Annotated in this window: 10 protein-coding genes; 5 read left to right on the forward strand and 5 right to left on the reverse strand. The window is 43.8% G+C overall.

Annotated elements, in window-relative coordinates; translation table 11 throughout:
- Positions 1 to 10 precede the first annotated feature (10 nt).
- The 4 genes from H6H03_RS41135 to rpsT form a co-directional block, all read right to left on the reverse strand.
- Positions 11 to 1888: a DNA-directed RNA polymerase subunit gamma gene (locus H6H03_RS41135; protein ID WP_190953996.1), complete on the reverse strand. Its 1878-nt coding sequence runs from the start codon at positions 1886 to 1888 to the stop codon at positions 11 to 13.
- Positions 1889 to 2011: 123 nt separating this feature from the next.
- Complete coding sequence (gene rpoB, locus H6H03_RS04775) at positions 2012 to 5311, reverse strand: DNA-directed RNA polymerase subunit beta (RefSeq protein WP_190953997.1); 3300 nt, start codon at positions 5309 to 5311, stop codon at positions 2012 to 2014.
- 768 nt (positions 5312 to 6079) lie between these two features.
- Positions 6080 to 6865: a TatD family hydrolase gene (locus H6H03_RS04780; protein ID WP_190954084.1), complete on the reverse strand. Its 786-nt coding sequence runs from the start codon at positions 6863 to 6865 to the stop codon at positions 6080 to 6082.
- 124 nt (positions 6866 to 6989) lie between these two features.
- On the reverse strand, positions 6990 to 7286 hold the full coding sequence (rpsT, locus tag H6H03_RS04785; RefSeq protein WP_190953998.1) for a 30S ribosomal protein S20: 297 nt from the start codon (positions 7284 to 7286) through the stop codon (positions 6990 to 6992).
- A gap of 763 nt (positions 7287 to 8049) precedes the next feature.
- Here rpsT and hisD point away from each other — a divergent pair.
- From hisD to H6H03_RS04810, 5 genes are all read left to right on the forward strand, one after another.
- The gene (hisD, locus tag H6H03_RS04790) at positions 8050 to 9351 is read left to right on the forward strand and encodes a histidinol dehydrogenase (protein WP_190953999.1); all 1302 of its coding nucleotides are present in this window, start codon (positions 8050 to 8052) and stop codon (positions 9349 to 9351) included.
- Positions 9352 to 9919: 568 nt separating this feature from the next.
- Positions 9920 to 10345, forward strand: a complete 426-nt coding sequence (locus H6H03_RS04795) for a universal stress protein (RefSeq protein ID WP_190954000.1) — start codon at positions 9920 to 9922, stop codon at positions 10343 to 10345.
- A gap of 462 nt (positions 10346 to 10807) precedes the next feature.
- Positions 10808 to 11137 carry a hypothetical protein gene (locus tag H6H03_RS04800; RefSeq protein ID WP_190954001.1) on the forward strand — a complete coding sequence of 110 codons (330 nt, stop codon included), beginning with the start codon at positions 10808 to 10810 and terminating at the stop codon, positions 11135 to 11137.
- Between the two features lie 183 nt (positions 11138 to 11320).
- Positions 11321 to 11866, forward strand: coding sequence for a GIY-YIG nuclease family protein (locus H6H03_RS04805; protein WP_190954002.1), 546 nt, complete (start codon positions 11321 to 11323; stop codon positions 11864 to 11866).
- Positions 11867 to 11913: 47 nt separating this feature from the next.
- Positions 11914 to 13410, forward strand: a complete 1497-nt coding sequence (locus tag H6H03_RS04810; protein ID WP_190954003.1) for a protein kinase domain-containing protein — start codon at positions 11914 to 11916, stop codon at positions 13408 to 13410.
- 105 nt (positions 13411 to 13515) lie between these two features.
- Here H6H03_RS04810 and H6H03_RS04815 read toward each other — a convergent pair whose 3' ends face one another.
- Positions 13516 to 14391, reverse strand: a complete 876-nt coding sequence (locus tag H6H03_RS04815; protein ID WP_190954004.1) for an MBL fold metallo-hydrolase — start codon at positions 14389 to 14391, stop codon at positions 13516 to 13518.
- Between the last annotated feature and the right edge of the window lie 81 nt (positions 14392 to 14472).

The raw sequence follows: 14472 nt of genomic DNA on the forward strand, positions 1-14472 counted from the left end.
AAATTACGAATTAACTTGCTAGTGCTTCCTGAATCGCTTTATTGTAAATAACCCGACCAGGGGTTGTACGTATATACTGTGAAAGGAGATTTCCTTGAGCATCTTCTCTGACTCTGCGGAACTTATACTTTAATGTCCGGCTGCCATCCTCGTTTTCTATGACTTCCACAGGTTCTGTATCCGGTTGGTCTGATTCCATTTCGCCGTCAAACCGCACATAGATATAGGCGTGCAAGTCGATTTCCTCTTGCTGGAAAGCCATAATTACGTCATCTAAGGAAGCAAAATACTTGCCTGCCCCTTTGGTAGCGCCGGGATTTTCTGCTGTTAAGTAGTATGCTCCCAACACCATATCTTGGCTAGGTGTGATAATTGGTTTACCTGTGGCTGGTGACAAAATATTGTTAGAAGCCAACATCAACAACCGCGCCTCAGCCTGACTTTCTAACGACAGCGGTACGTGTACCGCCATTTGGTCGCCATCAAAGTCGGCGTTAAATGCCGGACACACCAAAGGATGCAGCTGAATTGCTCTTCCTTCCACCAAAATTGGTTCAAAAGACTGAATACCCAAACGGTGCAACGTCGGTGCCCGGTTAAGTAGGACTGGGTGTCCTTCAATTACTTCTTCCAGTACATCCCAAACACTAGGGTCATTACGCGATATCAGCTTTTTCGCAGCCTTGATGTTATTCACCATGCCACTGCGAATTAGGCGATTAATCACAAATGGTTGAAATAGCTCAATTGCCATTTCTCTGGGCAAACCGCACTGGTGAATTTTCAGCTTTGGCCCCACCACAATTACCGAACGTCCAGAGTAGTCAACTCGTTTACCTAACAAGTTTTGTCTAAAACGTCCTTGCTTACCTTCAATAATGTCGGACAAAGATTTCAGGGGTCGGTTATTTGCCCCCACTACAGTCCGTCCGCGACGACCATTGTCAATCAAAGCATCTACCGCTTCTTGCAGCATCCGCTTTTCGTTCCGCACAATAATCTCTGGCGCCAAAATTTCTTGTAGCCGTGCCAAACGATTATTCCGATTAATTACGCGCCGATATAAATCATTCAAATCGCTGGTAGCAAAGCGTCCGCCATCTAGCTGCACCATTGGGCGCAAATCGGGGGGAATCACGGGAATAACTGCCATGACCATCCACTCTGGTTTAGAACCAGTAGCGATGAAGTTGTCAATTACCCGTAGGCGTTTAATTAACTTGGCTCGTTTTTGTCCTTTTGCGTTGCCAATTTCTTCCCGCAGGCTTTCAGCTTCTTGCTCCAAATTGATATCCGCAAGCAAGCGCAGCAGTGCTTCGGCACCAATGCCTACCTCTACGCCTTGTAGCTGAGAATCTTCACTATAAATTTGGTCTTCAATTTCCAGCCACTGGTCTTCACTCAGTAGCTGTTTGTAAGTTAAAGTTTCGGCATTGCCTGGACTTAAGACAACATAAGAGTTGAAATAGACAATTTGTTCCACATCCCGCAAGGGCATATCCAGCAGGATGGAAATATAACTAGGAATGCCTTTGAGATACCAGACGTGAGCTACTGGTGCGGCGAGTTTAATATAGCCCATACGGTGACGACGCACCCGTGATTCGGTAACTTCTACCCCACAGCGCTCACAAACAATCCCTCTGTGACGGACTCTTTTATACTTGCCACAATGGCATTCCCAATCTTTCGCAGGACCAAAGATGCGCTCACAGAATAAGCCATCCATCTCTGGCTTGAGAGTCCGGTAATTAATCGTTTCTGGCTTGGTAACTTCACCGACTACCTGACCATTGGGCAACGTCCTCTCGCCCCACTGGCGAATGCGTTCTGGTGATGCTAAGCCGATTTTTACGTAGTCAAACTGATTAGTTTGGGCAGGTCTCATATTTAATTCGTAATTCGTAATTCGTAATTCGTAATTAACAATTTCTAATTCGTAATTAACAATTTCTGATTCGTAATTCGTAATTGAAGAATTAATTACGAATTACGAATTATCAATTACGAATTATTCGTCGTCTTCCAGCGATTCGCGGGAAAGAGATTCGTATGTTGGCCTGGGAGGTGTACGGCGAGCTGATTGGTCTGCCATCAAATCGACTTCCACATCTAAGGAACTACCGTCTGCTTGGGTTTCTACCTTGTGTACGGCAATATCTAACCCCAAGGATTGTAGTTCGCGCATTAACACCTTAAAGGACTCTGGTGTTCCGGGTCGAGGAATTGCCTTACCTTTAACGATCGCATTTAACGCTTCATTTCGTCCTTGCATATCGTCGGATTTCACTGTCAGTAACTCTTGTAAGGTGTAAGCTGCACCAAAGGCTTCCAATGCCCACACTTCCATTTCCCCAAACCGCTGACCACCTTGTTGGGCTTTACCACCCAAGGGTTGCTGGGTTACCAGTGAGTACGGGCCTGTGGAACGGGCGTGGATCTTATCGTCTACTAAATGCACCAGCTTCAGCATGTAAGCCACACCAATGGTGATTGGTCGGTCAAAGGGTTCGCCTGTGCGCCCATCAAACACCATGATTTTACCTGGGTCATCTGGGTTATATACCCAGTCTTTGCCTGTTTCATCCCGTGCTTCTTGCAATTTGCCATGCACGATTCTCCGAGATGACTCTTCACCATACATTTCGTCAAAGGGAGTAATTTTAAATCGCACTCCCAATGTATGACCAGCCCAACCCAAGAGACACTCAAATACTTGTCCGACGTTCATCCGGCTGGGTACGCCCAAGGGGTTGAGTACGATGTCCACTGGCGAACCATCGGGTAAATAAGGCATATCTTCTGCTGGCAATATCCGAGAAATAATCCCTTTATTGCCGTGGCGTCCTGCCATTTTGTCGCCAACTTGGATTTTGCGTTTTTGCGCGACATACACCCGGACTACCATATTGGCTCCTGGTGGCAATTCATCGCCTTGTTCGCGGGTAAATAAGCGCACGTCAACTACGCGTCCTTTTTCACCGTTGGGTACTCGCAGAGAATTGTCTCGCACATCCCGCGCTTTTTCACCGAAAATCGCCCGCAAGAGTTTTTCTTCTGGTGGTTGGTCAGATTCACCTTTTGGTGTCACTTTACCCACCAAAATATCTCCAGCTTCTACCCATGCCCCAATGCGGATGATTCCTTGTTCGTCTAACTGACGCAATGCGTCTTCCCCGACGTTAGGAATTTCTCTGGTGATTTCTTCTGGCCCTAGTTTTGTCTGTCTAGCCTCAATTTCATATTTTTCAATGTGAATTGAGGTGTAGATATCATCCTGCACCAGTCGTTCAGAAATTAAAATTGCGTCTTCGTAGTTGTAGCCTTCCCAAGGCATGTAAGCAACGACGATATTTTGTCCTAGCGCCAATTCACCACCTTCAGTGGAGGAGCCATCAGCTAATACCTGACCTGCCACAACTTTTTCGCCAATGCGGACGAGGGGCTTTTGGTTCAAACAAGTATCTTGGTTTGAGCGTTGGTACTTTGAAAGTGGATATCTAATTTCTGAGGTGTTAGGTTTTGGACGCACCCGAATTTCTGTAGCATCTACATAGGTGACATCGCCATCAGTACGCGATACAATTACCATCCCTGAGTCTCTTGCACCTTGGGCTTCTAAGCCTGTACCCACTAATGGACGCTCTGGTTTGAGCAGGGGTACTGCTTGCCGTTGCATGTTTGACCCCATCAGCGCTCGGTTAGCGTCATCATGCTCCAAGAAGGGAATCATGCTAGTAGCAACCGATACAATCTGTACGGGGGACACCGCTACGTAGTCGACTTGCTCTGGCGTTGTAGTCGAGAATTCCTGACGATAGCGTACTGGCACTTGCGGTCCAATAATGTGACCTGTTTCATCTACAGGAATATCTCCAGGAGCAACCCGCAGGTCGTCTTCTTCATCGGCTGTCATGTAGGCTGGGGGCAAATCAAATCTGACTCGCCCATTTTCTACAGGTCTAAATGGTGTTTCTAGGAACCCGTATTGGTTGACTCGTGCATGGGTCGCCAAGGAGCCAATCAACCCAGCGTTGGGGCCTTCTGGTGTTTCAATGGGACAAATACGTCCGTAGTGGCTAGGATGAATATCCCGCACAGCAAACCCCGCACGTTCGCGAGTTAAACCACCGGGACCGAGGGCACTCAAGCGGCGTTTGTGAGTCAGTTCTGCTAAGGGATTGGTTTGATCCATGAACTGACTTAATTGGCTGGAACCAAAGAATTCTTTAATTGCTGCTACTAGCGGTTTGGGGTTTACCAAGGAAGCAGGTGTTAAAACTTCGGCATCGGATACGGTCATCCGTTCCCGAATAATTCTCTCTAGACGGTTTAAGCCTACTCGCACTTGGTTTTGCAGCAATTCCCCGACGCTTCTCACACGACGGTTACCTAAGTGGTCAATGTCATCGATGTTGCCGATGTCATACTCTAGGTTAATTAGATAATCTACTGCTGCCAAAATATCACTGGAGGTCAGCACGCGCATGGTGTCGGGCACAGAAAGGCGCAATTTTTTGTTGAGCTTATACCGACCAACGCGACCCAAGTCATAACGTTTCGGGTCAAAGAAACGGGAGTCTAGGAGTTGTTGTCCCCCTAAGACTGTGGGTGGTTCGCCAGGACGCAATTTGCGATATAACTCCATCAGGGCTTCTTCTTCAGAAAATTGCCCTTCTTTTTCGATGGTTTTTTGGAAATATTCTGGATGGCGTAAGGCGTCAAAAATTTCGTTGTCTGATAAGCCTAAAGCTTTTAATAGTACCTGGGCTGAGAGTTTGCGGGTTTTGTCGATGCGTACCCACACGAGATCGTTACGGTCTGTTTCAAATTTCAGCCATGCCCCCCGGTTGGGAATTAAGCTAGCAGAATAAGTACGCCGACCGTTTTTATCGATTTCGGATTTGTAATAAACTCCTGGCGATCGCACTATTTGATTAACAATTACCCGCTCGGCTCCGTTGATAATAAAGGTGCCGCGATCGGTCATCAAAGGCAAATCTCCAATGAATACCTCTTGCTCTTTGATTTCCCCGGTTTCTTTATTAATCAAACGTGTGGGAACATACATTTGGACAGCATAGGTACTATCCCGCCGTTTGGCTTCTTCAACGCTGTACTTTGGCTCTTTGAGTTTGTAATTCTGACCCAAAAAGTGCAGTTCTAGTTTGCCCGTATAATCTGTGATCGGACTAAAGGAGTTCAGTTCTTCTATCAGCCCTTCTTCCAAAAACCAGCGGAAGCTTGAACGCTGGATTTCAATCAAGTCGGGCAATAGAAAGGCGGGTTCCATATATGTTTCTTTAGTCATGCCTCTACCTTTGTCAACCTGGTTAAATTTTCCCTTGGACACTGCTGTTTAATGCTTCCCACTGCTAGCCAGTGTCCGAACTGTTTGGGAACTTTTCTCTATACACCTAACTATTTTCAAATGTGGACAAACGCAGCTATGAAAGCGGGAATGAGCGATTTTACCAAGGGGTAATCGCCTGTAATGGAGAGTGGGGAGTGGAAGTGCGGATTGGGAAAACTCTTCCCTTGTCCCCAGTCCCTAGTCCCCAATCCCCAATTAAAATATTGCTGAATTCGATTTACTTTCCTCACTTCCCCTCCAAAAAGCGCGTTAAGTGAGCTTACGCAGCTCTACACGGTGTGGTTGAAATCCGCCCCGCTATTTATACCCTCAGTGATATCCTAGATATCCTAAGTTTGAGGAAACTATCCGCATTTTGTCGGCTTGGAATCAGAATCACTTTATTTTGCTGGATTGTAATCACAAGGCAATTTCATTTAACGATTTTGTATAGGTTAAATACACAGCAAGCCGATGCTGTGCATAATTACGGCTCAACCTGATTTGTTTCGGTCAGTCATGTGTCGAGAGCATCCGATTGTAGAGATTTGGAGGATGGCCAAGCCGAATAACAGCACGGTAAATTAAACTTAGAAGTTTTACGTTCCTTCCTTTATCATTATGACGCAAGCAAAATGTTTTGGAGGGAATGATCTTAGCATATTTTTGTCCTCCTAAGGTTTTATTTCTTTGTAAGCAATTGGATAAAATAGACTAAAGAACACTTTATATCGACAAACCGAATAATTTACAAGCATTGTCGGTAGTAGCTTGGGCGATTGCTTCGACAGTTTCCTGACGCAGTTTCGCCACTTGCTCTGCAACGTAACGAACGTAAGCAGGTTCGTTACGCTTCTCGCCGCGTTTGGGAACTGGAGCTAAAAAAGGGCAATCTGTTTCAATCAATAGCCGATCGCTACTTACCATCGCTGCTGAGGATTGGATATCTTTAGCGTTTTTGAACGTTACTGTTCCGCTAAAGCTGATGTAAAACCCCAAGTCAAGAAACCATTGGGTTTCTTCTGGGGTTCCTCCCCAACAATGCATGACGCCGCGTACTGTTTCTCCCTTTAGTGACCGCCATTTTTGCAATACTTCTCTGGTTTCGGATGCAGCATCGCGACAGTGGATAATCACTGGTAAGTCGAGTTCAGATGCGATCGCTAACTGCGATTCAAACACCATGTACTGTTGCTGATAGTTATCGGCTTTGTAAAAATCCAGCCCCATTTCCCCAATTGCCACCACATTCGAGTCCGAACTCGCCAAAGATTTGATTTTGTCGGCTGTGTCGCTATTCCATCGATCGGCATCTAAAGGATGCAATCCTACAGCAAAGCTGATTTCTGGAAACTCACGCGCTAGGGACTGAATGCTAGAAAATTCCTCCGGGTGAACGCAGGAATGAACTAAACGTACTACACCTGCTTGCTGCCACCGCGATCGCACTGCTGCTAAATCTGGCTGGAAATTCTCAAAGTTGAGATGGACGTGGGTGTCTATCAGTTGCATCATTTGTCCTTCGTCATTTGTCCGTTGTCATTTGTCAGTTGTCCCCTCTTACAAAGTTCTGATCGCCGGAAGCCGGCGCTCAGACTTTGCGCTTTGTCCTTTGCTAATGACAAATGACCAATGACTACTCAGCTGTTTGCGTGAGAGGTTTTAGTCTGCCCGCCAATTTGGACTTTTTCCTTGCCCCGTTATTTGGATGAAGCACGCCTCGTTTTACTGCTTTATCGATTTTGCTGTAAGCCTCAGATAACTTAGACTGTACTTCTTGTTTTAATTCTGGGGTAGGATTAGCTGCATAGACAGTTACAGCATTAAAGTATTTCTTCATCAGCGTCTTGACAGCTGATTTGTAAGCTTTATTACGCAGTCGGTTGCGTTCTGCGATTTCGGCACGCTTAAGAGCAGACTTTGTATTCGCCACAGTCAATTCCAGAAACTAATATTAATATGTACGCACACTACTAGATTTACTAATATAGCATCCAAATTGCCAATGTTAGAATTTCCTAAAAAAATTATGCCATTGGCTACTAGAGAAAGGGAAGCCCAGGGGCTTCAGGGGTAGAGAAGTAAATAAGAACGAGTCACTCAACACTCCCAAAAATCTGATGACTAATTAAGTGTGCCGCCAATTAAGTAAATACGTTAAAATAAAGTCTATGAGTAAAATAGTCACCCTAACTCACCACCCGATGGAGCAGTGTGATTGCCAATGCCATCTGTCCTTAAAGCAGACAGACGATCAAAGGTAAAGAACTGTAATAGAGCTAAATTTCAGGGACATTCCAGTATAGAACCGATGCTTCGTGTCTGTACACATGTTAACTACTAAAAGTTAGGAAAATAAGTAAAAGTTAGTTATAGTCAGACCCTACCCTCTGTAAATACAGGGTGTTGGATGTGGAAGCACACAACCTTTACGTTTTTTAAGAGTTAGGGTAAAGGTATAAGGATAGTGGGAAATGGCACGCCCCCTTCCTACCGATCGCCAACTCAGGCAGATTGGGATTAAGCAATCAAGTTGCCTTTTCAAGTAAACCATGTGCTGGCAACCTTAGGAGTATCAAAAAAATCCAGGTTAAGCTAGAGGAGAGAATTAGAGTGAGCTTCCACACCCCAATAGGTGAAAAGCTTTTACTAAATCTCAGGTGGCAATATTATAATTTTGGCATTGTCCTTACTCCATGCTGCGAATCATTACTCAGCAGGCAGACGTTAGAGCAGAACTACAACGGATCTGCGATCGCACCCATGACGAACAGGTGCCCAACAAAGAAGCAACGGTGCGGGAAGTTTTGCAAGCAGTCAAGCGCCAAGGCGACAAAGCTGTACTGCATTACACCACCGAATTTGACAAACAAACCCTCAAGCCAGAAGAACTCCGTGTTACAGGCTCCGAAATGGATGCAGCCTATCAACAGGTGTCAAAGGAATTGATGGGGGCGATTCGCCTAGCTTGTCGGCAAATTGAAGCATTTCATCGTCAGCGAGTCCCGAAAAGCTGGGTACACTTTGGCGATGATGAAGTGGTACTAGGCAAACGCTACACCCCAGTAGATCGAGCGGGGTTGTATGTACCTGGTGGTCGCGCTGCCTATCCCAGTACAGTGCTGATGAATGCAATTCCGGCTCATGTTGCTGCTGTACCTCGCATAGTGATGGTAACGCCACCAGGCCCAGGAGGTGCAATTAACCCAGCAGTTTTGGTAGCCGCTCAAGAAGCAGGGGTGCAAGAAATTTATCGCGTTGGTGGGGCACAAGCGATCGCTGCTTTAGCCTATGGCACAGAAACAATTCCGAAAGTGAATGTGATTACTGGGCCTGGTAACATTTATGTCACCCTAGCGAAAAAACTTGTCTACGGCACGGTTGGTATTGATTCTTTGGCAGGCCCTAGCGAAGTGCTGGTGATTGCCGATGAAACCGCCAATCCAGTGCATGTAGCTGCTGACTTATTGGCCCAAGCCGAACACGATCCGATGGCGGCAGCTATTTTGCTGACCACAGATGCTGCTTTGGCAAAAAACGTGCAGGTAGCTTTGGAAAGACAGCTAGTGGATCATCCACGGCGAATAGACACAGAAAAAGCGATCGCTCACTACGGCTTGATTATCGTTGTGGAATCTTTGACAGCAGCAGCAGAACTCTCTAACGAATTTGCCCCCGAACACCTAGAATTAGAAGTCAAAGACCCTTGGGCACTCTTACCACAGATTCGCCATGCTGGAGCAATCTTTTTAGGTTACTCCACACCAGAAGCAGTAGGGGACTATTTGGCAGGGCCTAACCATACCTTGCCCACTTCTGGTGCTGCTCGGTATGCTTCAGCGTTAGGGGTTGAAACTTTCCTCAAACACTCTAGTATTATTCAATACTCCCAAACCGCACTGGAAAATGTGGCTAGTGCCATTGATGTGCTAGCAACAGCAGAGGGCTTACCTTCCCATGCTGATTCAGTGCGGCGGCGAATTAAGTTAGAAGAGTGATTCGGAATGCTTAATTTTTTCTGAACTTCCAACTAAAACTTTGGACAGCGATACCTACGGTGAGCTACGCTAACGCACAACATTAGCTACCCTGCCTTTGATTGGTGATGGCAGTTGCAGCAAAAGTTGGGCATTAGCGATCGCCAGTTCCTAAAGAAAGGTTGTCACTGAAACTAAATTGTTAGATAAAACTAGACAATGATGAATGTTTTGTCTGGGACAAAACTTGTTAAACTTGTGATAACGCAAAAACAAAGCGAAAAAATTAAGGCTTGAGAAGCTATACAAAACTTTTCAGAGTAGTCCTGCCTGTTGCATGGTAGTCGAGAAAACCAGAGATTTTAATAGGACTGAAAATAACGGATTAAAGTAGCAAAGTTTCTCAATTGTCCAGACATACAACCTAAAACGGGATAAGTTCTATCTGATTTTAAGCCTGGGGACTGGTGAGTGACGATACTGCTAACATCAAGCACAGAAGCAATCAGGAGAAAGTTAAACAGAGTTAAAACACTGTTTAACTCCGCCCAAGTGTTGTAAAACGGTTTACTCTTTAGGAGACGATGGGGTGCTAAATACTGTTTTGGTAGCTCTGGACGGTTCGGAAATTGCAGAACGAGTAATCCAGACTTTAGATGATTTGGCTTTTTCCGAAGACGGGAGGGTTATTCTTTGCCATGTATTTCCCACACCAGAGTCAGAGATCGAACTACCTGCCGATCGCCCTCAGTCAGAGTCCCCAACATTTTCTTATTTTCATATTGAAAAACAACTGCAATCTTATCAGGAAAAGTTATCAGTTAAAAGTGATTTAGAACTGGTAACAGGCGATCCTGCTGAAGAGATTATTCGTCTTGCCAACATATATAAAACTGAATTGATCGTAATTGGTAGTCGTGGATTGATGGGGATGAAGCGAATAGTACAGGGTTCTGTTAGCAGTCAAGTTGTGGAAGAAGCTAATTGTTCAGTATTGGTGGTAAAGCCTAATTAGAAGTAGGTAAAGCAAAGAATCGAGACAAGCTACCAACTATTCTGAGTCGAGCTGAATTAAAAAGTATTTTGGTTGATGGACAGGAGCAGCTTCGCCTGTTAATCTTGCTTTCTAACCTAGAAGTTAGTGAAGCTTGTCCTGGTTTTTTAAAAGAAGAATTGGGGATGCACGTTGAGAATGAACTTAAACATTAAACAGTTCATGCAGCAACGTTAGCGAATACTTGGGAATTTTCAAAGAATGTTTATCTCTCAGACTTCATGATTCTTAATCATGCCAGCTTACTTTTGTGGCTGACAGAATTACCATAATCCAATAGGCTGATCTTAAAGTGGTGATTTTTCACAAAGCTCAACTACTGAAAAAGGTAGAGTTTATTGCTCAGTATTTTGGGACAACTATGTGCAAAATGTTGCCCACTCTCTATCATCACTGAGTTGTTAATTAGTACCTATACAGAATATGCCCCTAAAAATCGTTCAGAACTTTGATGCGAGTTTTACTCTCCAACCACAAGCACAAGAAAGTCTATTCAAGTTATTAACGAGTGAAGCTTTTTTAAACCAAATATGCCAGCAATTGCAGTGTGAAAAAGTTGAATTTACAGAGTTACTTTTCCAGCCAGTTCCTTATAGTTTAACTACTACTAAGGGAATGCCAGTAGAATTTGAAAAGTATCATGAATCTGATGAATATGCAATCATCAATGTTCCACCAAATTTCATGTTTACTGCTAAAATTTTTAAACCCAGTCGCCTTTGCGCCGTTTACCAAAAATTTGGTAATGGTTAATTTAGAAGGTGTTTTCCCATAATTACAAAAATCTTAGATAGGGTGTGAAGGAAAAATCATGAAAACGAACCGCAAAGTACGCAAAGTTAGCAAAGATAGAAAGATAAAATATTTATAAAAAGTTTAGGATTTATGTAGCAGTTTTTAAGCACAAAAGCAAATAACAAGTTTTAGATTTGATTTATGACTACTGAAACAAATACTCCTGCTTTGGCAAGCTTGGAATTCATTCCTTACATTGGCGATCGCGGTGAAATCCCGGAACAATTTCAAGGTAAAATCGGCGTATATGCTATCTTTGACCGAGAAAAAATACTGCAATTTGTAGGATATTCTCGTGATGTTTATCTCAGCCTCAAGCAGCATTTAATACGACAACCAGAGCAATGTCATTGGGTGAAAGTTCAAACTATTGAACGTCCCAGCCGCACAGTTTTAGAAAATATTGAGAATGCTTGGATTGGTGAAAATGGCAGTGTGCCAGCAGGAAATGGAGATAACAAAGAAAAATGGACTAATCCCATTGATGTCAAAGTGCTAATGACGCCTGAAGAACAGGCAAATTATCAAAATCCAGCTAATGATGAATTGGCGCAAATAAAAGTTATTAAAAATGTGGCGCGGCGAGTAGAAGCTGAAATTTTAAAAGAATTAGAAGGGCGTGGTTTGCAACTAGAAATTCGCTTTAATCCTAAATTGAAAGAACAAGGGTTACTAGATTTGAAATGAAGGTAGTTTTGGGAAAACTATCTTATGAATATCGCTGGTAATCTCTCATGACAATACAGCTGCTGAACGATCGCTATCAAGTTATCCAGACATTGGGTGCTGGTGGGTTTGGTCAAACCTATCTCGCAGAAGACACCTATATGCCTTCAAAGCGCCGTTGTGTGGTGAAACAGCTAAGACCAATTCACAACAACCCTCAAATTTACCAAATAGTCCAAGAGAGGTTTCAACGGGAAGCAGCTATTTTAGAAGAACTCGGTGGCGCCAATGACCAGATTCCGGCGTTGTATGCTTACTTCTCTTCTGGTGGGGAATTTTATTTAGTTCAGGAGTGGGTTGAAGGTGATACCCTAACTGCAAAATTCCAAAAGCAAGGGCTATTTAGTGAAGCCGCTGCTTTTGAATTATTCCTGAATATCTTACCGGTTTTGGATTACGTCCACTCAAAAAATATCGTTCACCGCGATATCAAACCGGATAATATCATCGTGCGTTATCGTGACGGTAAACCTGTACTAATTGATTTTGGTGCTGTGCGGGAATCGATGGGAACCGTGGTGAATTCCCAAGGAAATCCTACCAGTTCCATTGTTATTGGTACACCTGGATATATGCCTAGCGAACAAGCCGCAGGTAGACCAGTTTATTCGAGCGATTTATACAGTTTGGGAATGACGGTAATATATTTATTGACTGGCAGAGTAGCGCAACAATTAGAGACAGATTCCCAGACCGGTGAAATTGTTTGGCGACAGTATGCCAGTCATATTAGTCCAATGATGGCAGGAATAATTGACAGAGCGATCGCTTATCATCCACGCGATCGCTTCCTCACAGCAAGAGCAATGCTAGATGCTTTGCACAATCCAATTCCCGCGACGCAACCCGTCTTGACGCAAGCAACTGTGGTATCTGCACCAGCACCTCAGACAGCCCAGGTTCAGCCACAGCCAAATCCGCAAAATAATAGTCAGAATCATATTCTCATCGGCAGTTTAATCGCAGGTGGATTAATTGGTGCATCTATAATTATTGGTCAAATGCTGACGAAATCTCCGCAATTGACAACAGATAAAACAGTATTGCCTTCACCAACACCCTCAATAATCGAAAAACTCCGGGCTATCAAATCAGCTCCTCAACAAACAACAGATAAAACAGTATTGTCTTCACCAACACCCTCACTAATCGAAAAACTCCGGGCTATCAGATCAGCTCGTAATGCTTCCTCAACAACACTGCCAGATAATAACACTACTTTTAATACTTATTTTTGGCTTACTCAAAAACACGTCACTGATGCAGATTTGGATGGTAAAAGCGGTTTTGAATTAGATATAATGCGAAATTCAATATTTGCTAGCCACGGCCGCCGTTTTGACACACCTGAAATACAAGATTACTTTAATAACCAAGCTTGGTATCGTCCGATATATTCACCAAAAGAATTTCCCACGAAATTGCTGTCAAAAATAGAGCAACAGAATGTAGAGTATATCAGCAAATATCAAGACCGTTATGGCTTGAGATATTTTAAGAAATAAATTTTTGCTGCGCTTAGCTGTTCTGAACTCGAACAATGGAGTTCTGAACTTGAATTATGAAGTGCGATCGCCAAGTTTTATGCAACTTTAAACTTACACTCAAATCTACTTCAAAGATTCCATGAATTCAATACACTTTTGCATCTGTTGGCGCATGGTTTCTCTATCAGCATGAAACCTCCGTCCATGACCTGGTAGCACCCATTCAAAAGAGAAATGAGCTAAGTTACGCATTGATTTAGTTTGTTCTGGCCAAGAATACCAGCAGACATCGTGAAATGCAACCAGTTGTTGCAACCTTTCTGACCAAGCGAGATGGTCGCCAGTGAAGAGAAACTTGTTTTTATAAAGTAAAACCGTATGTCCTTTGGTGTGGCCTGGAACTGAAATAATTAATAAATCCTCAGTCAAGGTAAATGGTTCAACTCCCGTTAACTGTATTTCCACATTGCGAGTACCCGCAGAAATTTCATCAGCGTGGAGGATGCGCTGACACTGAAAATGCTCCGCAAACTTTTGGTGATCTGCGACATCATCCCTGTGAGTTAGATACATATAACGAATTCCACCCATGTCTTCTAAACGCTTGACCAAAGGTGGCGTAAATCTAGGAGAATCGACCAAAATATTACCTTCAGGAAGTTGAATTAAATAGCTAGCAGCACCGTAGGATTTTTCGGAATGATAGCCACAATGGTAAATATTTTCATCTACTAAAATTGGAAACTTTTCCTGAGCAAATTTGATATCTTTTGGTTTTTCAACTGTGCCAATAGAACTAGTAGGACAAGCTAAAAGTGCTTCCAAGGCTGCTAATCTTTCCGCTTCATTTGTTGGTTGATGATAAACTGCTGACTGCTCATCAACACGAGAAAAAACTTCTGGAGTCATCCAGCGACAAGTATCGCAATCAATACAAGTAGTATCTACATAAAAATCGCCGTTAACATTTTGGGTGCGACGCTGATTTAAATGAGCCATATTAAAACCTCGTGCTGGGAAGTGATAAACCCTATATCACTACGCTAGCAAAATTGACTTGAGGCTGTAGGCTCCTGAAGG

The organism is Nostoc paludosum FACHB-159 (assembly GCF_014698835.1).
GTDB classification, from domain to species: domain Bacteria; phylum Cyanobacteriota; class Cyanobacteriia; order Cyanobacteriales; family Nostocaceae; genus Nostoc; species Nostoc paludosum.